19 protein-coding genes and 1 tRNA gene are annotated in these 23,714 nt (G+C 33.8%); 7 read left to right on the forward strand and 13 right to left on the reverse strand.

The features are described from left to right. Nucleotides 1-165: 165 nt before the first annotated feature. The 6 genes from WBM_RS04600 to WBM_RS04625 form a co-directional block, all read right to left on the reverse strand. The gene (locus tag WBM_RS04600; protein ID WP_011256946.1) at nt 166-2,961 is read right to left on the reverse strand and encodes a hypothetical protein; all 2,796 of its coding nucleotides are present in this window, start codon (nt 2,959-2,961) and stop codon (nt 166-168) included. Beyond that, nucleotides 2,942-5,296 carry a type VI secretion protein gene (locus WBM_RS04605; protein ID WP_011256947.1) on the reverse strand — a complete coding sequence of 785 codons (2,355 nt, stop codon included), beginning with the start codon at nt 5,294-5,296 and terminating at the stop codon, nt 2,942-2,944. Before WBM_RS04605 ends, WBM_RS04600 begins: the two co-directional genes overlap by 20 nt. 30 nt (nt 5,297-5,326) lie before the next feature. Next, nucleotides 5,327-5,704 (reverse strand): hypothetical protein, encoded by a 378-nt coding sequence (locus WBM_RS04610; RefSeq protein ID WP_011256948.1) that lies wholly within the window; start codon nt 5,702-5,704, stop codon nt 5,327-5,329. 110 nt (nt 5,705-5,814) lie between these two features. Beyond that, nucleotides 5,815-7,050, reverse strand: a complete 1,236-nt coding sequence (locus tag WBM_RS04615; RefSeq protein ID WP_011256949.1) for a hypothetical protein — start codon at nt 7,048-7,050, stop codon at nt 5,815-5,817. Between the two features lie 111 nt (nt 7,051-7,161). After that, nucleotides 7,162-8,202, reverse strand: a complete 1,041-nt coding sequence (locus WBM_RS04620) for an NAD(P)H-dependent flavin oxidoreductase (protein ID WP_011256950.1) — start codon at nt 8,200-8,202, stop codon at nt 7,162-7,164. Nucleotides 8,203-8,207: 5 nt separating this feature from the next. Then, nucleotides 8,208-8,729 (reverse strand): cytochrome b, encoded by a 522-nt coding sequence (locus WBM_RS04625; protein WP_041571509.1) that lies wholly within the window; start codon nt 8,727-8,729, stop codon nt 8,208-8,210. A 782-nt stretch (nt 8,730-9,511) separates the two neighbouring features. On the opposite strand from WBM_RS04625, the gene WBM_RS06670 reads away from it, so the two are divergent. Both WBM_RS06670 and WBM_RS06675 read left to right on the forward strand, forming a co-directional pair. Continuing rightward, nucleotides 9,512-9,673 carry a DNA repair protein RadA gene (locus WBM_RS06670; protein WP_225416119.1) on the forward strand — a complete coding sequence of 54 codons (162 nt, stop codon included), beginning with the start codon at nt 9,512-9,514 and terminating at the stop codon, nt 9,671-9,673. A gap of 406 nt (nt 9,674-10,079) precedes the next feature. Continuing rightward, nucleotides 10,080-10,292 (forward strand): hypothetical protein, encoded by a 213-nt coding sequence (locus WBM_RS06675; RefSeq protein WP_225416120.1) that lies wholly within the window; start codon nt 10,080-10,082, stop codon nt 10,290-10,292. A gap of 431 nt (nt 10,293-10,723) precedes the next feature. Here WBM_RS06675 and ftsY read toward each other — a convergent pair whose 3' ends face one another. Further along, nucleotides 10,724-11,635, reverse strand: coding sequence for a signal recognition particle-docking protein FtsY (gene ftsY / locus WBM_RS04635; protein ID WP_041571510.1), 912 nt, complete (start codon nt 11,633-11,635; stop codon nt 10,724-10,726). A 178-nt stretch (nt 11,636-11,813) separates the two neighbouring features. Between ftsY and iscU the strand changes: the two genes are divergently transcribed. The 4 genes from iscU to hscA are packed head-to-tail and all read left to right on the forward strand — an operon-like array spanning nt 11,814 to nt 14,800. Continuing rightward, nucleotides 11,814-12,206 (forward strand): Fe-S cluster assembly scaffold IscU, encoded by a 393-nt coding sequence (iscU, locus tag WBM_RS04640; protein ID WP_011256953.1) that lies wholly within the window; start codon nt 11,814-11,816, stop codon nt 12,204-12,206. A gap of 6 nt (nt 12,207-12,212) precedes the next feature. Continuing rightward, on the forward strand, nt 12,213-12,617 hold the full coding sequence (locus WBM_RS04645) for a HesB/IscA family protein (RefSeq protein WP_011256954.1): 405 nt from the start codon (nt 12,213-12,215) through the stop codon (nt 12,615-12,617). Then, entirely contained in the window at nt 12,610-13,065 is a 456-nt protein-coding gene (locus tag WBM_RS04650; protein WP_011256955.1) for an iron-sulfur cluster co-chaperone HscB C-terminal domain-containing protein, read from the forward strand. The genes WBM_RS04645 and WBM_RS04650 overlap by 8 nt, the downstream gene beginning before the upstream one ends. Then, a complete protein-coding gene (hscA, locus tag WBM_RS04655) occupies nt 13,043-14,800 on the forward strand; it encodes a Fe-S protein assembly chaperone HscA (RefSeq protein ID WP_011256956.1) in 1,758 nt (585 codons plus the stop codon). The genes WBM_RS04650 and hscA overlap by 23 nt, the downstream gene beginning before the upstream one ends. 2 nt (nt 14,801-14,802) lie before the next feature. On the opposite strand, the gene lepB is transcribed toward hscA, so the two are convergent. Further along, complete coding sequence (gene lepB, locus WBM_RS04660; protein WP_050707681.1) at nt 14,803-15,549, reverse strand: signal peptidase I; 747 nt, start codon at nt 15,547-15,549, stop codon at nt 14,803-14,805. Nucleotides 15,550-15,995: 446 nt separating this feature from the next. On the opposite strand from lepB, the gene WBM_RS04665 reads away from it, so the two are divergent. Then, on the forward strand, nt 15,996-16,925 hold the full coding sequence (locus WBM_RS04665; protein WP_011256959.1) for an AEC family transporter: 930 nt from the start codon (nt 15,996-15,998) through the stop codon (nt 16,923-16,925). Between the two features lie 64 nt (nt 16,926-16,989). Here WBM_RS04665 and gatA read toward each other — a convergent pair whose 3' ends face one another. The 5 genes from gatA to cutA form a co-directional block, all read right to left on the reverse strand. Then, nucleotides 16,990-18,459 (reverse strand): Asp-tRNA(Asn)/Glu-tRNA(Gln) amidotransferase subunit GatA, encoded by a 1,470-nt coding sequence (gene gatA / locus WBM_RS04670; RefSeq protein ID WP_041571512.1) that lies wholly within the window; start codon nt 18,457-18,459, stop codon nt 16,990-16,992. Between the two features lie 650 nt (nt 18,460-19,109). After that, nucleotides 19,110-21,488: a DNA topoisomerase (ATP-hydrolyzing) subunit B gene (gene gyrB, locus WBM_RS04675; protein ID WP_011256961.1), complete on the reverse strand. Its 2,379-nt coding sequence runs from the start codon at nt 21,486-21,488 to the stop codon at nt 19,110-19,112. A gap of 1,118 nt (nt 21,489-22,606) precedes the next feature. Then, nucleotides 22,607-23,203, reverse strand: coding sequence for a hypothetical protein (locus WBM_RS04680; protein WP_041571513.1), 597 nt, complete (start codon nt 23,201-23,203; stop codon nt 22,607-22,609). Between the two features lie 22 nt (nt 23,204-23,225). Next, nucleotides 23,226-23,297 (reverse strand) — tRNA-Gln (locus WBM_RS04685). Continuing rightward, nucleotides 23,288-23,623: a divalent-cation tolerance protein CutA gene (cutA, locus tag WBM_RS05630; RefSeq protein WP_011256963.1), complete on the reverse strand. Its 336-nt coding sequence runs from the start codon at nt 23,621-23,623 to the stop codon at nt 23,288-23,290. Before cutA ends, WBM_RS04685 begins: the two co-directional genes overlap by 10 nt. Nucleotides 23,624-23,714 lie beyond the last annotated feature (91 nt).

Consider the following 23,714-nt stretch of genomic DNA (forward strand, 5'->3'; position numbering starts at 1 on the left):
TTTAGAGACATAAAGTACCCCTCCTTATAGCCGCACCTCTCCGTTAAAAAACAGCAATTAAACCTAAACAACAAGCTTATACATGCTTTATTTTAACTAATTATTAAAGCAAGAGGTAGAATCTATACCTTTCAGGTATTTTAGCTATAATTCAGAATCTTTTGGCTATAGCCCTAATAATTTCTTTTTGATTTCTTCCTCTATCTCCCTAGTTATACCGGGATAAAGTTTTTCAATTAAACTGCTAACACTAACATTACTATTCTGGTCCACAAGAGCATTAATTATTTCTTCCACTTTTTTACCATCAATCTGTACAGATTTAATAATAATATAACCAGGAGAGCCTCTGCCATAGGTTTGATTAATGTCATCAATACAGCCACCTGCACCAGGATTACTGCTCCTAAAACCACTGCTACATTTTACCTTTTCATACTTGATTTTACTATCTTTTATATATGCTACTTGATTGTCTTCAGTAAAATTTTTATCTGTTACTATTGTTGGATTTCCTAATATCTTTAAATTACCTAAATTATTATGGATCTTCGTCTTCTTATACTCTTTTCCACCGTACATCCTATATTTACCACCACCTGCAACAGTAATTAAATCTTTACAGTTTGCTTCTGAAGAGTCTTTGCACATTTTTATGAAAGTTGGTCCACCATCCTTATTGGATATATGACTTGTGAGTCTACCACCCCCCTCTGTAGCTTGAGCTCTAATTATAGGATATTCAGGATCAACTTTTAATTGAATTTTGATATAATCTCCTGGCATTCCTGGTCTACTTTCCATAGAGTGAGCTGCATTTTTTACATGACCTGCTTCACCACCTCCCCATGCTTCTATTTCAATATAACCGTATTTTGATAAATCACCTGTATAATTATTATCACCTAAAAAGGTATAAGGTTGCGGCAAATTTTTATTTTTCAGCCGTTTGTTTATTGTATCCAGCACCTTTTTCTTCACACTCTCCAAGTCAAGCTTACATAATTTATCAGCGTAAAAGACCTCTGTTCTGTTTACCTTAATTGGTCGATCTTTTAATTGTGTGCACTTCTGTACTTCATTTTTTTCATTTCTCAATGTTCTGCCATTTTTGTCTTTACAATCCACTTCCTCATATCTTAAGTAAAATGGACTACCATCTTTTTTATTTAAATATTGTTCTAAATCTGTCAATCTATATACTACTTTCAGTCCTTTATTAGATGCAAATGCTTTATCTATTTCATCATTTCTTTCTACACAGTAACTGCACTTTTCTTTCTCCTGTTTATTTTCGTCAGGGAAGAAAACATACCCTTGCTTGTTGAATATCATTTCGTCTAACTGTTTTTGAGGTCTTTTTAACAGGTCAATTATCTCCTTTTCCTTGCTTGGAAGATAATAGAACTGATTTGATTCCTTTGAATAAACAGCATTGTATTTAATATACCTCGCTCCTATTGATTTTAGCGATATTATCTCACCATCTCTCTCAAGAACAAACTCTTCTGGCTCTGGTTTCCAGCCAGAAAGGCAAAGCATTTTACCATTAGAATTTTCTTGATCTTTTACTCTCATATATCTCACTTCTATCTTTGGTCGTCCCATATTATCCAATTCCCACTTAGTAGATCCAATTTCACTGTTTTCCTTGGAATTTGTTATACTGTAGCTCTTACCATCAGGAAACTGGATCCCAATATTAGGAGTAAGCCCATATTTTTCTAAAACTTCAAACTGAGGGTTCTTTCTTAAGATACCTTCTATAACATCAGTGATATTACCTTCATTATTATTACTATTAGTTGTTTTCTTTACTATCCTCGGTTTGACTACTTTCAAAGATAGAGGGCCAATGTTTGTTGAAGAACCAGTATTAACATAGAAAGCATTTGCACCCATCTTCATTTTTACCTCCAGTGTATTTTCATCTACTATCTCTACCCTTTCAGGTTCTGGAGCAGGTGGGGCCGGAAAACAGCTGACAGACTGGAGATTTTCTTTATCCATATTTTGAGTTCCATAGTATTCAGCACAGAGCTGATCCTTTTTTCTATAGGTCTTGAAGTAATAAGTAGTACCCTTACCATCTTCAACCTCGTGTGAAGTTCTTTGGAAATCCAATTCTTTTTTTTCTAATTTACCAATGATTACCCTAACTCTTGGGTTAAAGTAATCATTGTCCTTATTTGTTATAGGGACAATTTTAACCTGTGGAAGTAACATTCCAAGTTGTTCACAGAATGGAGGTGGACCAGGTGCAAGTGGTATAGGAGCACACTTTATCTTTTGCTTTCCTTCATTCCATGATGAACAAGTATCACAAGCTTTTCCCATATTCCCTAGATGGAAAATGTTTTCTCCTGAAAACACTCTAGCACCCCATGAAGAAATTCCTGACATACAAGACCCTTTTTGACTGCAAGCGCATATTTTAGGAGAATTAGAAAATTTTACTTTCTCTTCATCAGTAACATTATCTGCCCATTCCCACTTAAGGCCCTTCGCAATTCCTTCTTTGATCTTTTCACTGTTATCTGTCCTAATCGTCCCATCAGCTAATATTTTATCTCCTTCCCAATCGATAAAAACCGCAGCAGAAACTCCAGCACCTGTACTTTGTGTTCCATATATCTGGCGGCAGGATGTTCCACTAGGTAATATATAACAATTATTTTTTCCTTCGTAATCACAGACCTGAATCTTTGGGTCAAAATAACCATCAGTTCCTTGGTCTTTTACCTGCCTTACTGTAATGTATTGGTATAATCTTTCATCAACCTGAAAACTTCCAGCAGTACCAAAACTAAAAATTTTTATAAAACCCTCTAAAGCTTTTTTACCCCCAGCTTCAAATTTAGTATTATTCTCTACAAAAGGCGGGCAATCAGCATATCCTTGACATGAGAGATAAAATGTCAAAAAGAATATCAATAAAAAATTAAGTTTTACACTTTCCATAGAACACTGGTAACCACTTATTCACTTCTTCTCCTTTTTCTTTTATTGCTTCATACATATATTTTATAGTCTCTCTGTTAGCTGAGAGCACATGTATTTCTTGTATATTCTTCAAATCTAAATTTAAAGTTACTAATCCTTTATACTGCTTTATCAAAAATAAACCTTCTTGAGTTGGTGTTTGCAAAATTATATTCAGCTCCTCTTTTGATAGGGAAAATGCTTTCATATACAACCTATTTGCATTGAAGTTCGGCATTAAAATTCTTGTATCAACATGCTTATCCAAATATTGAGTAAATTCGCTAGCAAATGCTAGGTTTAAGTTCTCAGTACTCAGAATTACCACAACGTTTAATTCTGTCATCCTTTGCATCCAATTATCGAACCCTTCCTCTGTAGGAAAAATACTACTTATCTCCCATGCTTCATCCAAAACAAGTATTGCAGGTGAGCCATCACATTGTGCCTCAAAAGAGTATAAAAAATAGTAAAGTATCACGGACATACATTCTTTGTGCTTTGTGAGGTTTGCAGTGTTGAGAGATATAGTCTTTATTTTCCAGTCAATATCTGATTCATCACTATCCTGGAATAAGTAAGCAAACTCACCATCACCACACCATTTACTTATCTTACCTTTCAAGAGCAAGAGCATCTCAGAAATTCGCGAAATAGAACGCGATTCTCTAGGTATAGCAAATATAGAATCTACAACTTTTTTTATCTTTTCTTTTATACCTACCAAGCTAGTATCGGCCACCATTCTTTTGATCAGTTCAACCAGCATACTACGGTTGGAAGCACTATCTTCAATGTTTAATGGGTTAAATTTTAGGCTTTTATTCTTATATTTCGGATCGATTATATAATACTTACCACTCACTGCTTTGGTAAAAATTATTGATTTTCCGGTGTTATCTAATATGATAATTCTAGGATTAAATTTTCTTGACTCTGATAATAGAAAATTAATCAATGAGGTCCTACCCGAATTTGGAGCTCCAAGTATCGTAGTGTGACCATTGTTTTTCTTTCCATGAAAATTAAAGAAGTAAGGACTCCCCTTTTTTGAAAAAAAGACTGTTACTGCTTCTTTCCACCTTCCACCTTTTAATGTACCTGAAGTAAAATCATGTAGCATAGCAAAACTGCAAGCATATTTTGCTAATATATTTTTCGGTTGTGTAACAAAAGCAAAATTACCTGGAAGTTGTGCCCAAAAATGATTTTCCATATGAAGGTCAGTTCTGAACATCATCAAACCAATTAACGACATCACGGAGGATAAACTACTAATATTCTCGGCCAATCTATTTCTATCATCTGCAAAAATCGTAAAAATAATTTTCTGTTGGCAAAAGTCTATAGTAGAAGTTCCTTCAAGTTCTATTATTTCTTTTATTTCTGAATTCCTAAGCAAGGTATTATCTTCACTGACTTGCAGCATATTAATTTGTTTTTTAAATTCTTTCATCGCTTTGTTATTACTAGTAAATATTATTATTTCTGTAATAATGAGCTCAGAGTCAAGTTGCAAGCACCTGTCTATATTCCCCAGGGGAATTTCACGATATTCCTTTATACAAAAAACAGAACCAAACTTCTGCTGATTTTCAAATATTGTTTGAAACGTGTTAAAACCAAAGGCTATCTTTAAATTTTTAATATATTGCGATAGATCCCTTTCACATATTGGATGATCTTTGTGCGTTAATGTAACAATATAATGGAGAAACTCTATCATTTCAGAATATACTTTATCTCCATTAAACCTCAGAGCCAGCTTTTTGGCCCCAAAAGGTTCTAAGTCACTTTGAATTAAGTCAGTTACCCTCTGTAATTCCTGATGGTTTTCTTGTAAAGATAGCTTATGCTTATTTCTTATCCCACCAAAAAAAAATGAATTATTACTATGCTTATTAAAATCGCTAACCAATATTACAATGTATAACTCGTTTATATATCGTAATTTACTATTAGTGAGTTTATCAAGCCACGTTGAGTGTAGCTTATCAGAAAAGTCTCCAGTTTTATTCCATTTCAAACTCAGTTTATTGCGCTTCCTAACAGTATGAATCCAAACGGTAAAATATAGGCTATCAATATTTTTTGATATGCTTTTTCTAATCTCAGTTCTAAGGTCACTGTAGTTATCAGCAGAGGAGTAATCTTCTAATTTTATTATCTTTAACAACTCCCCCTGTTTTGTCAGTATAGTTTCTTCATCGTAATGACAAGCATAAGGAATAAAATCTAAATCAATACTCTCTATTAATGCTAAGTTGTTCTTTTTTTCAAATTTAGGATTAATTGTTGGTGTTTTTACCTGCATACAATATCATGCGTATTTAATAAAGATATTCTACAAGTGATACTTAATTTTTATCTTTTTTTTACTATCAGGTTGCACTTTTACAAAGTTAAACTTTTCTTTCAAGTAATCCGTTGTCTTTTCTATGCTACCTAACATCATAACCAGTACACCAAACATTATCATAAAAAAGATCAGGCCCCTAAACACTATTGCAAGTACCACTGCAGCTATACATAGCCCTATGATTATTGAAGGACTCATATTTTCTACAGTACCTTTTACTGACAATGAAGAAACAAAATTTTTTACCGTTTCTTGTACATCCTTTAACTCATCGCTCACCGAACCTGCTTCGCTAGAATATGATGAAAAAATAAAGCTTAACAGGGCTATAAAAATCAAAACTTTATTCAATTGAATGTGCATCAACTAAATACCTTCCAAACATCTTCTGATTATAATAACCTTCATATCAATAGGCAAGGGATGAATTTACTTATTCACTATAAGTAAACACATGTTTAATTTTTACCACCTTAAACATGCAGTAGGCTTCTTTCATTATTAATAACAGGACTCGAATTGGTGTACATTAATTTACTTGAAGGAGGGAGAGTTAAATACCATACAGCTACTGCTGCTGTAGCAAACACTACAGCTATAACAGACAATCCTAGAAACAATGCTCTTGATTTTATTACTACTGCCCCAACAAAACACCCAATTGCTAAAAGAGCACAACCTGTTGTAAATATACCGTAAAATTCTCTGTTACTGAGTTGTTCTTTAGGTAGAATATTTTCACCTTTTTTTTCATTCATAGGAAGTTTCTGCATGGTAATATCTTCTACGTTCTTTTTCTTCTTAGGAGGTTGTACTGGACTTACCTTGCTGACCTGGTTTTTGTTTTCTTGCACCTGCAGCTCTTCTCTTGCAGTCTGGTCTAGTTTCATTTGGTTCTCATTTTCTTCTTTTTGTAGATTGTTATCTTCTTCAGCAGAGCTTAATATTGAGCTTACATTGCTCCTTTCACTACCTAACGGTGACTCTAAACCGTCTTCACTTAATCCAGGCAAACTTACTCCACTATCTCCACCACTACCATTATTGAGTTCAGAAGCATTTGTTTCTGGTTCTAAAGTATCCATTTTTGTAAGTAATTTTTCTCCAAAATTAAATTGACTATTATCTCTTAGATTGGGTAAGCTTCTCCAACATTTTAGACTTGTTTCTTCACATGTATTACCTGATTCTGAATTTTCAGCAGTGCAACTAAGGGTATTGTCTGCCCCATTTGCAGATTGTTCATTTGTTTCTGCATTAGAATGACTTTCATTACTGTTCTTGCTAACAGCATCTGAAGTTATTAATTTCATAATTATTTGTTCTATTTTTATTTTTTCTATTAGGTTTAGTTCTTTTGATTTTATTATTTCTCTTTTCAACGCTGGAAGAAAGTGTTGGATATAATTATTATAATATTTCTCTTGTTCTATCAGTAATTCTCCTAATTTAGTTAATACCTCAGGACTAGCTCCTTTCTTGAACAACTTTTTGCATTTCCTGGGAGTCTTATCTTGTCCACTCTCTTGATTTTCTCGATAGTCTTTTTTTGTTACCCTTTTTTTTATAACTTTGCACAATTCTTCTGTTTTTGATGCTGAATAACACTTTACCCCTTCCAAGGCCCGTGAATTTTTAGTAGAATTGTCAAAAGAGTTGTAAGGATTATTCCCTGTTAAATTAAAAACTATCGCTACATTATCATCCACAGTATTCCTTCATATATAACAAAATGTATAGATACTTTTTCAGCGTTAATTTTACATTAAAATCGGATAACTATTCCCTACCGTAGGAAATTATGGCAACTTGTCTACTGGTTAACTACTTGCCTTGCTAATAATCAGGTCTCCTACTTTTACAGATTTACTTTCAATATAATTGCTTGCCTGTTGAATTAAAATATCTATCACTTCTTTTACAGGCTTTTCCTTATCAACCATACCGACACTTTGACCAGCCATTAAAGATCCCGTTTCGATATCTCCTTCAATCACTGCTCCTCTTAAGGCTCCAGCCCAGAATTTCTCTATCTCAAGCTGTCCATCTTCTTTTGAGATCTGTCCCTTGTGATATTTATCAATAATTTCTTTTTGGTATTGCATAAAATCATCACTTGCTTTATTGGCTATGGCTCTTACTGGAATAACAGGAAAATCAGCACTTATCTGTACAGAAGATATTGCATCACGTGCAGCTGATTTAATAAATACTTCCTTAAAATTCTTGTGGGCAATCGATTCATTAGTGCAAACAAATAATGTGCCTATTTGACAGCCACTTGCTCCCATCTCTAGGTAATTTACTATCATTTCTCCCCTTCCTATTCCACCTGCAACAAACACTGGTACTCGCTCATCTTTAAAATAAGGTAATATCTCCTGCGAAAGAACAGAAGTGCTGACTGGACCTATGTGCCCACCTGCTTCCATTCCCTCTATTATCAACGCATCTACCCCCATTTTTACTAACCTCTTTGCAAGGCTCAATGATGGTGCAAAACACATAACTTCAATGCCCACATTTTTGATTTTTTCTATATTAGGCTTTACCGGTAGTCCGCCAGCAAGAACTATATGGCTCACTTTTGTTTCAATACATACATCTATCAGCTCACTCAAGTTTGGGTGCATAGTAATTAGATTTACACCAAATGGCTTGTTGGTTAACTTCTGTGTCTCTATAATTTCTTTTTCCAGTAAGTCTGAAGACATCGCACCACATGCAATTACACCAAAGCCACCAGCGTTTGAGATTGCTGAAACCAAATTTCTCTCTGAAACCCAGCTCATAGCACCACCCATTATTGCAAACTCACTACCAAGAAAATCTGTTCCTTTTTTCCAGAGGTTACTCAACATACAACCTATATAATGCGCTTAAGAATGTTTTGTTTATCTATAAATATGTGCTTTAAAGCACCAAGTATATGTAAGATTATAAAAAACACCGTAAAGTATGCAAGTATCGAGTGTAGCAAATTAGCTGCATTCGCTAGATCTTTGTCTTTATTAATCAACAAAGGAACATGAAAAAGATACTTGATCTTTATGCTAGAGGCAGAAGACATGACATAACCAGATAATGGCATCAATATCATTAAAGAATACAAAATAAAGTGTACTGTCCTACTTACATTAATTACAAATCGAGAAAAACTTGCTGGAAATGTTGGATCACAAGCAAAAATACGAAAAAACATGCGTAATATAATTAATCCAATAACATTAATCCCACAAGCCTTATGAACAGTGTATATGCTGAATTTAATTTCATTACTAACCGGCAAGCTTTTCATGTAAAACCCAGAGCAAAGCATACCAACAATAAAAACAGCCATTAACCAATGAATAATCCTTAACCCTAAGTTATATTTACTATTTCCCATTTGATTGATCTAAAATAGAACCCATATATAGAACTTATATAGTAGAAAAACTATTTTTCAATCAAAACTATTTGTACAAAATCTTGCTGCATTAATTAACATTTATGCAACTGTTGTACATGACGCATAACTATACAAACATTGCAATTTAAAAGACCATATAGCCCATAGAAATGTAAAAACTACTTGACAAACTTCGCTAGCTTCCTTTGTTATAGCACTGAAGGTATTCAGTTATCTTCAATCTGTACAGATTAAATGACGAAGTATCACGTAGCTGGTATCTTATGTTTAATTTTTGCACTATATGTACCTTATGTCCTCACAACATTTCCAGGTTTTTACCTATATAAGCTGAAACTCGCTTATAAAGCATTTAAGACAGTATAGTATGCCAATTTGCAGAATTAGAGAGTAAAGGCTACCTAATATGGGGTTTCTTTTGCCTTTTTTCTCATTGGTAAATTTCTTAAGATTTTATAACTGAGAGTTAGTTGTAATTCATGAAACCAATTTGTTGTGTGAATTATCTTATTAAAGTAAATATTCATGCAATTGTTGTGGGTGATATTTGGATGGCACAACCATGAAAGTTATCTTAATACTATAAGGTTCGTAAGTCGGTATTTTAATTTACCTCTCCTATTCAGCCAATTCCTATTAAAATTAGGAAAAATAATTCTGGCTTTTATAAAAACTACATATGTATATCAATTCTACGATCACAGTACTGGTAGGTAAGTAGAAAGGTGTGTTGCATGTGACAATTTGTTAAAGAAATAGTGATAAAAACAGATACAAGAAATATATCTGTACCAACTTCAATAAAGGCGTTATCGGATAGTGAAACTATTACCTCGGACCATTTTTTAACAGGAATAGAAGAATCAGATAGAGTTTTTGGTGAGAGTATTGTTCAAGGTGCAAGCATTTTTGATTGGTAGTGAACCTGGCATTGGGAAATCTACCCTTTTGCTTAGAACTGCAGCCAATGTTGCACAATTTTAATCCTTCGAATGTCTTTATATACCTGGTAAGGAATCTCTAGAGCAGTGAGCCTAGAACAAAGCATCTTAGAATAAAATGAACGAAAATCAAGTTCTCATCTACAGTATCTTTAGCTAATGTAGTAGTGACAATAGAAAGAAAACAAAAGCATTAGATTTTTAATAATTGATTCCATCAAACAATGTATGATAGTAAAATTACATCAGCACTAGGCACTGTAAATCAGGTACGTACTTGTGTTCATGAATTAACCGTTCTTGTAAAACAATACGGTATTTACTTTTTAATAGTTGGCCATATAACCAAGGACAGACAAATAGCAGGACCAAAAACTTGGAACATATGGTGGATATAGTACTATATTTTGAGGGTGAAAACAGCAATCAATATCATATTTTGCATGTTATAAAAATAGATTTGGCCCTACAAATGAAGTGGTATTTTGAAATGTCTGAAGCTGGATTATTATCTATTGAAAATCCATCATCATTATTTCTAGCAGGTAATACTGACGATAGAGAAGTTGTTGACAGTGCTGTTATTTGTAGGAATTGAGGATTCCAGAAGACCGATTTTGATGGAAGTTCAAGTGTTAACAGCGGAATAGACACGGAAAACTCAAGAAGAGCAGTAATTGGATGAAATATCAACCGATTGGCTATTATCATTGCAGTGCTAAATACTCGTTGCAAAATGTCCCTGCATAAAAAAGAAGTGTATCTGAACATTGTATAAGGATTGAAAATACAAGAACCATCGGTTGATCTTGCCGTTGCTGACTCTCTTATTTCAAGCATAGTAAGTTTACTGCTGCCAACTTCTTCAATAATTTGCAGTAAAGTTGCACTTTTAGGTAAGATTAGACATATCTCATATGCTGATCTGAAGCTAAAGAAGCAAAAAAATTAGGATTTCAAAAAGCAATTATGCTTCTCACAATATCAAAATAATTAAGCTTGGCCACATAAAGGAATTAAATGAGACCTTTAATCACAGCCAAATAGCGCTTTAGCAAATTCTTTACTAGTGAATTCCCTCAAGTCCTCTATACTCTCACCAATTCCTATAGCGTGTAACTTTACTCTATAAGTTTCTGCAAGCCCAATCACTACTCCTCCCTTAGCAGTACCATCTAGTTTTGTTATAATTAATCCTGTAACACTAACCATTTTACTAAATGCCTCTAATTGGCTATAAGCATTTTGACCGGTAGTCGCATCAAGAACCAAAATAACATCATGAGGAGCAGTGCCATCCAATTTCTTTATCGTTCTATATATCTTTGATAACTCCTCCATAAGATTAACATTATTTTGTAGCCTGCCTGCTGTATCAATCAGAACAACATCTACGCTACCTTTTATAGCTTGACTTACAGCTCTATATGCCACACTTGCAGAATCATTGCCATACTCTCCAGTAACAATAAAGCAATCAGAACGTTCTGCCCAGATGTTTAACTGTTCACTAGCAGCAGCTCTAAACGTGTCACACGCAACGAGCATGACGGATTTTCCCATATTCTTATATTTATACGCAAGCTTACCTATAGTTGTGGTTTTACCATTACCATTTACTCCGCATACCATTATTATATGTGGGTTTTTGTCTAAAATTAGTGGTTGCACAACAGGGTTTAATATCGCTTCTATTTCGCTCATTAGCTGCTGTGTGATAATATTATGCTCAACTTCTTTATCAAATTTGATGCTCGCGAGCCTATCAATAATCAACTTGGAAGTTTTATGACCAATATCCATGCTAATGAGCAGTTCCTCTAATTCATCCAAAAGCGATTGATCTAACTTTTTTTTGGCAGAAAAAATACTTTTCACTCCATCACTGAAGCGAGAAGAAGTTTTTAACAAGCCTCTATAAAGGTTACTAAACAAACTCAAGGGAATACTCCTCTTAAAATTACAATATAAAGAATGACATGCACTACGTGTACTTGTAAAGTTAAATACAACGTTTTACGTGCATTCTTAAAGTAAAATGCACGCGAAACTAGTGTTTTCACTTTAATTTTTAACCTAAATATGTTATAATACAGGATGGTAATTTACAGGTAATCTTATGAGTTATAATGAGAAAATTTTGGACCATTATGAAAATCCAAGGAATGTTGGTTCTTTAGACAAAAATGATCCGAGTGTTGGCACTGGTTTAGTTGGTGCACCATCATGCGGTGATGTGATGAAATTGCAAATAAAGGTCAATGACAAAGGTGTTATTGAAGATGCGAAATTTAAAACTTTTGGTTGTGGTTCTGCTATTGCCTCAAGCTCTTTACTAACAGAAATGATCAAAGGCAAAACTATTGAAGATGTAACAAAGATAAAGAACACCCAAATAGTGGAAGAGTTATCTTTGCCCCCAGTGAAGGTACACTGCTCTGTACTTGCTGAAGACGCTATAAAAGCCGCTATTCATGATTATCAAAGTAAACATAGTAAAAATGAAAGCTAAAAAGCTATGAGTGAATATCAAGGAGTAAATACTGTAAAGAAAGATAGAAAACCTATCACCATAACTGCAAATGCAGTGGAGAGGATAAGATATTTATTGGATCAAAAACAGTATACTAACCTTGAGAGATCAGAAGAAGCAATAGGAATAAGAGTCTTAATTAAACAAAAAGGATGTTCTGGTTTAAAATACGATATTGAATATGCGTATGATATACACCCTTTAGAGTCAGTAATTGAAGAAAGCTGTAGTGATGGTCAAAAAGTTAAAGTGTTGATCGATCCAAAATCTGTCATGTTTATTCTCGGCTCTGAAATGGATTATGTAGAAGAAAAATTCTCATCTGGTTTTGTTTTCAAAAACCCTAATGAGAAAGGAAAATGTGGTTGTGGGGAGAGTTTTCATGTCTAGCAATTATTTTGCATTGTTTAAAATTGAACCAGCTTTTAACATCAGCCTTGATGAGCTAGAGAAAAAATATATTGAGCTAAGCAAAACTGATATAAATGAAAGACAGTCCCAAAACATGGAAAATATCAACAAAGCTTATCAGGTGCTAAAGTCACCTCTAAAACGTGCGGAGCATTTGCTGAACCTTTTCGGTGTAAGAAGCCAAGAGGATCAACATAACTTTGAGATATTAAATGAATCAATGGAAATAAGAGAATACTTACTGGATTGCAACAATCTGCAACTTGCAAGTGGTATGATTGATGAAAAAATAAAAGATTGCATTAAAAATCTAACTAATAATTTTGCCGTAAAAAATTTTGATGAAGCGGCAATGCAAGTTTTGAGATTGAAATACTTATATAAGTCATTTGAAGAGATAAAAAATGAGACCAATTCAAATTTCTGAACCAAATTCAAATGAAGTAGTTTTTGGTATAGACCTTGGTACTACCAACTCTTTAATTGCTGTGGTAAATAAAGCTGGCAACGTGGAGATATTTACAGATGAGCAGGGAAGAGAGCTACTGCCTTCTGTTATTTCATATGAAAATAACACATTAAAAACTGGCTATGATGTTGACCAAAACGCTATCTATCCCATAAAACGCCTGATGGGTAAAAGTGTTGAAGATTTAAATAAAGAAGGTATCAATCTCGAAATAGATAATGAAAGTGAGAAAATTATCAGGGTAAAATGCTCGGAGGATAAGTATCTCACTCCTATTGAGATTTCTGCTGAGATATTAAAAGCTTTGTGTGAAAGAGTAAAAAAGTCCACAGGAATGGAAGTAAGAAAAGCGGTGATTACTGTTCCAGCTTACTTTGATGATTCAGCACGTAATGCAACAAAATATGCAGCAAAATTAGCTGGCATAGAGGTTCTTCGCCTCATTAATGAGCCAACCGCAGCAGCACTTTCTTATTCTATTGCAAAGAACAATAACAGTGGAATATATGCAGTTTACGACCTTGGCGGTGGAACATTTGATATTTCGATATTGAAATTACACCAAGGAGTGTTTCAAGTTCTTGCGGTTGGTGGTGACACCAAACTTGGTGGTGATGACTTTGATCACCTTCTAAGTATGATTATATTGGATAAATACAGAAAGAAAGTAGGTAAAGATCTCAATTCTCTTAAGCATTTATCTACAAAATCACGATCTATAAAGGAGCACTTAAGCAAAAACATTTCTAGCACTTTTGAATTCAATATTAATGGTGAATTGTTTAAATGCAAAATTACAAAAGAAGAATTCGAACAGACAATCAGTTCCTTAGTTAATAAGACTATTAATATAGTCACTCATACTATAAGTAACATAGATCTTAAAATTGAAGATATAGAAGGAGTAATTTTAGTCGGTGGTGCAACTAGAGTACCACTAGTTCAAAGTTCACTAGTCAAACTTTTTGGCAATAAAGTTCTAAACGATGTAGATCCGGATAAAGCAGTTGCTATTGGAGCAGCTTTGCAGGCTCATTATTTAACTTCAAACTCAAAAGATAGAAATGTTCTTCTGGATGTTTTACCTTTATCACTTGGCATAGAAACTATGGGAGGAATAGTTGAAAAAATCATACCAAGAAATACACCACTACCAGTTTCAGAAACAAGAGAGTTTACAACCTACATTGATGGACAGACAGCAATAAAAATTCACGTTTGTCAGGGAGAACGTGAAATTATAGAGGATAACAAATCTCTAGCGCAGTTTGAATTAAAAGGTATACCGCAACTGCCTGCAGGTTCTGCAAGAGTTGAAATAGAATTTATAGTTAATGTTGACGGAATATTAACTGTTACTGCAAGAGAAAAAACTACTGGAATCGAGCAGACAGTTGAAATAAATTCAAGCTTTGGCTTAAGTGAAGCCGACATTCAAGACATGGTTAACCAGTCAATAAACAACTTTGATGAAGATATGAAAGCTCGTTCCCTTGCAGAAGCTAAAATTAATGGGAATAAGCTCATACATTTGGTTGAAAGCAATGATAATCTTTCCACTGATAAAAATCTGAAAAATCTGTTACAAAACACAAAAAACGCCTTACAAGGAAATGACTTGAATGAAATTAATAATGCTATCACTGAGCTGGAAAGCTTCTCTTTAGAGTTATGTGAATCAACAAATAAGTAGAGTTATGCAACCTTGTGCAATATCCTGTCTAATCTGAGGGCAATAGGTATTCTGAAGTTAAAAGGCAACCAATCGACCTTCCCTAATTTAAACGATAAACCAACTATGCTTACACGCCCAATTATGTTTTCCATTGGTATAAAACCAACTTCAGGAAACCTACTATCCAAAGAATTATTTCTATTGTCCCCCATAACAAAAAATTGATTATTAGGTACATAATAAACCGGAGTACCATATGACAGCTTATTAGAAACGTTATCTATCAAAATCTCATGTTCCTTGCCATTAGGAAGCGCTTCTATATACCTTGGTATGCTATGGCTTGACTCATAATCAAAAAAACTTTCAATTTGCTTTCGTTCCACTTTTTGATCATTTAGATATAATTCTCCCTCTATCATTTGCACTTTGTCGCCTGGTGTTCCTATTACTCGCTTAACAAATCTGATATTATCATTTCGTGTAGGCTTAAAAACTATTATATCACCACGTTTTGGAGGAGTATAAAAAATCCTGCCGTTAAAGATATTTGGAGAAAACGGAAAGGAGTATTTACTGTAGCCGTACGAATATTTACTAGTAAAAATGTAATCCCCTTCGAGCAGAGTGCTCTTCATTGAACCAGAAGGTATATGAAATGGCTCAAATAAAAAACTACGTATTGACAATGCAGTCAGTAGTAAGAAAAACAATGAAGATAAAAATTTTCCTGTTCTTACTACCTGGTTTTTTCTCGGTTCTTTCAATTCTTCTAACTTTGTTTTTCTGATGAATTGAGTTTATTATAATACATAAATTAATAAAGTAGTAATGTGAAATTTCATTTGTAAATGTTACCTCGCTTCCAAAACTGCTTTGCAAAATATTAACTGCTGGAACCATTTCAGTACCAGCCACTTGGATGGCAATGCAAAAGTTCAACGTGTAAATCTGATACAAAACTTTGATTTCTAGCAAATCTATCACTATTAAAAAATATACAAGAAGCTTTATAAAAACCAACGTAATTTCGCCATAAAAATATCATTCTTAAGTCCTGTATAAAAGCAAATTTTAGCACTGAGCGAATCTTTTTTAATTAATTATGAATTGGGTAACTTAGAAGATAAATTTTATTTACTTTTACAATATCTTAAGATCTAATGTCACTTTATCGGTCAGAAGTATCAGAAGGATTGCAACTTAGATTAATATGTTCTTTACTCTTTTTCTTAAAATACTACCTGTTTATATTACAATACTTATTGGTTATTTTGCAGGAAAATATCTCAAGATTGACAGAAATACTATATCTCAAATACTCTTTTATATAGCCAATCCAATAGTGATCTTATATGGGGTCTCTCATATAGAGGTCAACTTTCAGATAATCTCTCTACCGATTTTAACATGGTTCATAGGTAGTACTATGTCCTTATCAGTGTATTACTTTTCTTCTTTTTTATTTAAGGACAATACGAGGAACATATTGGCATTTAGCTCAGGCAGCACAAGTATGGGTTATTTTGGTCTACCAATTGCCATGGCTTTATTTGATGAGGATTCAGTATCTGTATACGTTGTCTGTTATATAGGAATGGCACTGTTTGAAAATAGTTTAGGATTCTACATAGCTGCGAATGGCATTTATACTGCAAAAGAGTGCATGCTAAAATTGTTTAGAATTCCTTCATCTTATGCGATGATCCTAGGCTTTCTTTTAAGTATATCCGGTATGCAAATACCTAACTTTTTAATGGATATTATGGTAAATATCAGAGGTACATTTGCTACGCTGGGAATGATGCTACTTGGAGTGAGCATTGCAAAAATTGCAAGCTTTAAAGTAGATTGGAAACTTGCTTTAATCACTATTACAGCAAAATACGTACTCTGGCCATTGTTTGTCTTAGGAATTGTCCTTTTAGATAAACATTTTACAGGTATATACGATGAAAATATATATAAAGCATTAATGTTGCTGGCCGTTATTCCAGTTTCTGGATCAAGCATAATGCTTGCTAATATTCTAAACTTTCAACCAGATAAAGCTACTTTATTACTGCTAATTAGTATTACGGTAGGATTATTTTATGTTCCACTAATAATATCACTATTTTTCGCTAAACTTGTTCCTCTTTAAGATTAGAAATTTAAGCGGCGCAGTATTAGAATACTTGCTACTTGTTGAGAGATCTTATACTAAACTAGCTATTCAACTTGATTATCCTACTGCAATTTTGCTCTATTACACTTGCTACATTTAACATTCCAGCTTCATCATAATAGTTTCCGATTACTTGTAAAGCAAGCGGTAAACCCTCATTGGAAAGTCCAACAGGAACAGAGATAGCAGGTAGACCAGCTAAACTTGCCGGCACAGTAAAGACATCATTAATGCACATAATTAGTGGGTCTGGCTTTTCATTCAAGCCAAAAGCTTCTGTTGGAGCAGATGGAACAAGTATATAATCTATTTTTTCAAACGCTTTTATAAAATCATTTCTAATTAACGCCCTAATACATTGCGCTTTTTCATAGTATTCATTGTAGTGACCAGAAGAGAGTGCGTAAGCGCCAATTAAGATTCTTCTTTTTACCTCTTTTCCAAAACCTTCCGCTCTCGTTAGTGAATACATTTCTTCAAGGATATCAGCATTAACCCTGAGTCCATAGCGCACACCATCATAACGAGCAAGATTAGACGAAGCTTCAGCAGAACAAATTAAATAATAGACTGGTATTGCATATTTAGTATGAGGTAAGGTAATATCAACAACTTCAGCACCATTTTCTTTTAAATCAGAAGAAACTTTTTCCCAATGATAGATGATTTCTTCTGAAATTCCATCCATTCTATATTCTTTTGGTATACCAATGCGCCTACCTTTGATATCACCATTTATAAAATTAGAAAATCTAGGTACTGGTCTTTCACTAGATGTTGAATCTTTGTTATCATAACCACAAATCGTTTCCAACATTAGTGCTGAATCAGAAACAGAACGAGTAATGACCCCTGCTTGGTCTAAAGAACTTGCAAATGCGATCATGCCAAAACGCGAGCATCTTCCATAAGTTGGTTTTGCTCCAACTACACCACAATAAGCTGCTGGTTGACGCACAGATCCACCAGTATCACTTCCGAGTGCTCCAGCACATAAGAATCCAGCGACTGATGCTGCAGATCCACCAGATGATCCACCAGGTACAACCTTTTCCCCATCACTTTTTCTAACCCATACATTTTCAACAGGACCAAAATAGCTATTTATGTTTGCAGAGCCCATAGCAAATTCATCCATGTTAAGTTTACCCAGCATGGCTGCTCCACTTTTTAAAAGTAAGTCAGATACCGTAGATTCGTAAGTTGGAATGAAATTTTCTAGCATTTTTGAACATGCTGTCGTTTTTACTCCTTTCGTACAGAACAAATCTTTAACACCAACTGGTATACCCATGAGCGGTGAGATCGTACTATCCTTTTGTTGGGAAAAACGCTCATCCGCAGTTTTTGCAGCTTTTATTGCTATTTCCGGAGTTTTCGTTATGAATGCATTTAGTTTCTCATTTTCTACTGCATTGATATGCACTTCAATAAGTTCAACAGCAGAAAAACTTCTCTGTTTAAGTCCATTATGCATCTGGGCAATACTTAGCTTCCTCAATTCATTCATTAATATTCAATTTTTAGCAAGATATTAATTATAACAACAATAAGATAAAAGATCTATACATTTATAGTAAGAAATGATTAGCATATCTGGAACATTTAGGTTTATTGAAATAGGTTTATGATTAATACACCTTAAATTATCATCCAGTACACATCTGTACGAATATTGTATTCGCAGGTGATAGGTATATCATGTGAGTAGTTAGCACTGCTTCCTACTTAGTCCACGTGTTGCTTTAGTTATAAGATATTTAAGAAAGTTACCAAATGAGAAAAAAGGTAAAAAACCCCTGGAGCAGTTAGTTACTAATTCTTTATTTTAAAAACTTGACGTTAGTAACGTCTTAAACGCTTTTTAAGCACATTTCAGCTTGTACAGGTAAGAACCTAGATTTTATAAAAACATATGGTGCACATAATACACCAAAATATAAGATCTTCTTGTCACTTTAATCTGCAAAAGATTGAGAAGTTATATAAAACAGCTCCAGCTATCGGAGTAAGAGAGCTGGCAAAGTGTGTCAAGTAATTTTTTGCATTTCTATAAGCTACTTGAACCCTGATTTACCAAATCAAAACGTTCGTACAGTTACACATAGCGCTGGAACCTAAACGTTAAGCTATAGGCTGCTTGCTTTTATAATCTTAAACTTAAATATCAACATCATATACGTTGAGTGCATTGTTATTGATAAAATTACGGCGTGGTTCAACTATATCACCCATCAGCACTGAGAATATAGAATCAGCTTCTTCGCAGTCTTTTATTTCAACTTTTAGCAAAGTCCTGGTTTCGGGGTTGAGTGTAGTATCCCACAGCTGATCTGCGTTCATTTCACCAAGACCTTTAAATCTCTGCAAAGTTAAACCTTTTTTACCATAGTCCATCACTATTTTTGCAAGTGCACTAGGAGACCTTATTTTTATTTCAGTTTCTTGCGACTTCAAAAACGAATCACCATTAAATAAGTCAATTACATCATCAAGAGAGCTCAATATATTTCGTATTTCTTTGCTGTCAAGCATACTAAGTGGAAATACATATTTATCTGCTAATCCTTGAAACAATTTAGAAATGTGAACTTCTCTTTCTTCATCTTTTATTTCTACTTCCCAATTATATTCACTATACATTAACTTCAAATATTTTAATATCTCATTAGCAGATGATAGGGCATTCTTTTTGCTTAAAATTAGTAGCGACTCCAATAGATTTTGCGGTATTCCCCTGGAATAATTTTTGCTAATATTTGAAATACTAAGACATTTGCTCAAGATAAAGCGCAAACCTCTGCCTGTACTGTTTAATGTTAACTTTTTAACCGCCAAGTTTACTATATACTTCTCAAAAGTCTCGTCATCTTTAATATAAGTATCTTCAGCATTTTTTGTAACCTTATAAAGAGGTGGCTGCGCTATGTATAAATAGCCCCTTTCAATCACCTCACGCATATACCGGAAAAAGAAAGTTAGAATCAAAGTTCTTATATGTGAACCATCAACGTCTGCATCTGTCATAATGATGATTTTGTGATATCTAGTTTTTTCAATGTCAAAGTGTTCACTTCCTATTCCCGCACCAATTGCAGTGATTAAAGAACCTATTTCTGCAGATGAAAAAATACGATCTAAACTTACACGTTCCACGTTTAGAATTTTCCCCCTTAAGGCAAGTACTGCTTGTGTTTTACGATTACGCCCCTGCTTCGCAGTACCACCTGCAGAATTACCCTCTACTATAAATAATTCCGATAACTCAGGAACTTTTTCCTGACAATCAGCAAGCTTTCCAGGTAGAGTAGAAATATCAATACTGTTTTTATTTTTAACTAACTCCCTTGCTTTTCTTGCAGCTTCTCTTCCTTTAGCTGACCTAATTACTCTTTCCACTATACTTGCTGCCAACTTTGGATCAGTTTCAAGTATTGTACTCAATTTATCAAAAACTATGCTCTCCACAACTGTGCGCGCTTCAGAACTGACTAACTTGTCTTTTGTCTGTGAAGAGAACTTAGGATCAGGCATTTTGAGAGATAAAACACAAGTTAACCCTTCTCTAACATCTTCTCCAGTCAAGCTCACTTTTGCTTTCTTTAAAAACCCCTCGTCAGTTGCATAGTTATTGATACATCTTGTTAATGCGGACCTAAAGCCTGCCAAATGTGTACCACCATCCCGTTGTCTTATATTATTTGTAAAGCATAACATATGCTCGTAGTAGGAGTCATTCCACTCCATTGATATTTCTATGCTGATACCAAGATCTTTTGCATCACCCTTCATGCTGGTAATTTTGGTAACATGCGTTTTATTCTTGTCTAAGTACCGCACGAAATTTGCTGTGCCAAAATTATCTTTAGATTGCTTACTGTCGTTAAAGTGAGACTCTATATAAGGTTTATTACGCAAGTCACGCAAAGTGATGTTGATACTTGAATTTAAAAAAGCTAATTCTCTGATACGATTTTCAAGAGTGGAGTAACTAAAATCAATACTACTAAAAGTCTCTGTTGACGGCATAAATGTTACTCTAGTCCCTCTTTTGTTTGTGTTCTTATTTACTATCTTCAAAGGTTCAATAGACTCACCATCTTCAAAGCGCATAAAGTGTTCCTTCTTATTGCGCCAAATAGTTAATTCCAGCCAGCTTGACAATGCATTTACAACTGAGATTCCAACACCATGTAATCCGCCAGAAACCTTGTAGGTATTGCTGTCAAATTTACCACCTGCGTGCAGTTGGGTCATTATTACCTCTGCTGCTGATATTCCTTCTTCTTTGTGAATATCAGTTGGAATGCCACGACCATTATCGGTTACAGATACTGAGCCATCTTCATTTATGCTAACCTCAATTTTGTCACAATACCCAGCTAACGACTCATCTATCGCATTATCAACAACCTCATATACCATATGATGCAAACCAGACCCATCATCAGTATCCCCAATGTACATACCTGGACGCTTCCTTACAGCATCAAGACCTCTTAAGATTTTTATTGCATCAGCGTTATAGTTACTTTCCATAAAACCGTTTTATTTATAAATATTAATTAATATTATATTAATATATACTGATTAGCAACATCTTTAAACATGAGGAAAACTTTGGTTATGATACACAATTGTACGGACATTGCAATTTGATAAATCAAGGTTCAAATAGCTCATAAAAATGTAAAGCCCATTTTACAGGCCTTAAGAACCCTTATATGGGGATGTTTTAGACCTAAAATTTATCCTTAATCTTTATTTAAGTGACAAAAGCACATTATTAAACTAGGTGTGTTATGTTTAATTTTTCTTATATAGACACTCCATGTCTTTATAAATTTTTATCTACGTTAGCTGAATCTCGCTTATTAAGTAATGTAATAAGCGCCAAGTTTTTGAGAGAACAGTAAACAACTCACATTGCATTGTTCTTTTTGTCTTTATTTAAGAATTAGTTCAAAAATCAACTAATCTTCTTTTTTTATAAAGAAATTATTTGAAAAACTTCTGCATTACCCTTATCGTGACGTTATGGATATTTATAATTCCAAGGTTGACTACTTACCAAGCATATAAGACATTAATGTCAAGTTCCTACAAGAGATATCACTAGGGTTTCTTTTGCTTTTTTTCCTGCTTGGTGAGTTCCTTAAACATTTACAGCTAAAGCGATTTAAGAGAGAGATCACTCAAATCTGAGATCCAGAAAAAAGTAGGGTTCACTTCAGTGCATGATACATAATTATGTATCATGCACTGAGTTTACCTTGTAGCATTGCGTTTATATAACTTAAATCACTTCAAACCCGAATTTCCAAATCCAAGTAGGTATTATTATGTCAAACAACTTCAATTTTAAAGAATTTTTTTTAATTACTATGAAATAAACAGTACACCAGATGATATACAAAGGTGTTGTGTGTTGTAGAAATCAGTAATAGTATAGGCAATGATTAATGCAACAAGTAACTGTAAAAAAAGCAGAAAGTTTGGTAGAAAAACATAAAGCAATTTCTGGTTATCAGACTTTAGTCGAGATTTCATATATACATGTATACTTGCTGATTATGACTAGATATATGTAAAAAACAAAATATAGCCAATTCTAGAAAGCCTTACTAAAAAAATCAGATAAAACTTTCTGTACATACTTAATGGGATTTGCCTTTTTCACTGAAAAAAATACCATGCAACCTTCTATCTATAGCTTCCTCTATATCTTTAATTAATAGCTGCTTTATCATATTTACTTTTCGTTTTGCATCTTGAGAATGATGTTCATCGTTGCAACCATAACGACTGTTACTACTGTAACTGTTCTTACTGCTATAGCTATAACTACTGGCACTTGGTTTACTACTGTAACTTACTCTATTGACCCTTTTACCTATGATTATAAATTTGAGCATTTGTATCACCTTTTCCTTTAAAAAAGACTTCCAGCCTGTGTTAAGAAACAACCTATAGAGAAAGTGCGGAGCAAGAAATCCCACTAACACTCTAAAAGAAACTTCGTAACCCAGATTTTCTCTATTGTCATAATACCACTTGCAATATTGAAACAGATGGAAAAATGCATTTTTTGGAGAGCTAAATTCTACAGCATACCAAAAGCCATTGCTAAGAAATATGAGCATAATGCTGGATGCATAAAGATAAACTGTGAGGAGAGACAGCTTTACAACTATGTCCTTTAAGCTGCCTAATATGTAATTTAATAACCTTAACTTATAGAAAAGCGACATCATTTTACACCACCATTAAATACGGCTGGGGTAGAAGGATTCGAACCTTCGCATGGCGGTATCAAAAACCGCTGCCTTACCACTTGGCTACACCCCAATACTACTCACATCAATAACACTATTAACCCAATTAGCAAAAGATTTATTTACTTTTTCTATAGGTATTATCACAATAGCTGGCTGATCATAAGAATGCATTGCCTCAACTTTTTCTACAATTTTATCAACTTGATCGCTTCTGCTTTTCATAATTGCTATTACTTCACAACTACTATTAATTTCACCTTTCCATAAATAAAGAGAATTCACTTTAGGAAATATATTTACACATATAATTAATTTCTTGTTTAATAATTCTTCAGAAACAGCTTTAGCCTCCTTCACATTTGAAAAAGTCGTATAAACTAAAACTAAACTGTTCATTAGAATCTACATAAACGCATTGCTACTATACTTTACTTAGATTAATCTATCAAGAAAAAATAGAAGAGACTTTTTTTGAAATCTTGTTGTT

This window comes from Wolbachia endosymbiont strain TRS of Brugia malayi, assembly GCF_000008385.1.
Taxonomy (GTDB): domain Bacteria; phylum Pseudomonadota; class Alphaproteobacteria; order Rickettsiales; family Anaplasmataceae; genus Wolbachia.

Bases quoted from the DNA above. Each gene is read 5' to 3' on its own strand.
- WBM_RS04610 (WP_011256948.1), bottom strand. From the start codon at position 5,704: ATGCACATTCAATTGAATAAAGTTTTGATTTTTATAGCCCTGTTAAGC.
- WBM_RS04625 (WP_041571509.1), bottom strand. From the start codon at position 8,729: ATGGGAAATAGTAAATATAACTTAGGGTTAAGGATTATTCATTGGTTA.
- cutA (WP_011256963.1), bottom strand. From the start codon at position 23,623: ATGAACAGTTTAGTTTTAGTTTATACGACTTTTTCAAATGTGAAGGAG.
- hscA (WP_011256956.1), top strand. From the start codon at position 13,043: ATGAGACCAATTCAAATTTCTGAACCAAATTCAAATGAAGTAGTTTTT.
- WBM_RS06675 (WP_225416120.1), top strand. From the start codon at position 10,080: ATGGTGGATATAGTACTATATTTTGAGGGTGAAAACAGCAATCAATAT.
- WBM_RS04665 (WP_011256959.1), top strand. From the start codon at position 15,996: ATGTTCTTTACTCTTTTTCTTAAAATACTACCTGTTTATATTACAATA.
- WBM_RS04620 (WP_011256950.1), bottom strand. From the start codon at position 8,202: ATGTTGAGTAACCTCTGGAAAAAAGGAACAGATTTTCTTGGTAGTGAG.
- WBM_RS04600 (WP_011256946.1), bottom strand. From the start codon at position 2,961: ATGGAAAGTGTAAAACTTAATTTTTTATTGATATTCTTTTTGACATTT.
- WBM_RS04605 (WP_011256947.1), bottom strand. From the start codon at position 5,296: ATGCAGGTAAAAACACCAACAATTAATCCTAAATTTGAAAAAAAGAAC.
- gyrB (WP_011256961.1), bottom strand. From the start codon at position 21,488: ATGGAAAGTAACTATAACGCTGATGCAATAAAAATCTTAAGAGGTCTT.
- gatA (WP_041571512.1), bottom strand. From the start codon at position 18,459: ATGAATGAATTGAGGAAGCTAAGTATTGCCCAGATGCATAATGGACTT.
- iscU (WP_011256953.1), top strand. From the start codon at position 11,814: ATGAGTTATAATGAGAAAATTTTGGACCATTATGAAAATCCAAGGAAT.
- WBM_RS04645 (WP_011256954.1), top strand. From the start codon at position 12,213: ATGAGTGAATATCAAGGAGTAAATACTGTAAAGAAAGATAGAAAACCT.
- WBM_RS04650 (WP_011256955.1), top strand. From the start codon at position 12,610: ATGTCTAGCAATTATTTTGCATTGTTTAAAATTGAACCAGCTTTTAAC.
- WBM_RS04680 (WP_041571513.1), bottom strand. From the start codon at position 23,203: ATGATGTCGCTTTTCTATAAGTTAAGGTTATTAAATTACATATTAGGC.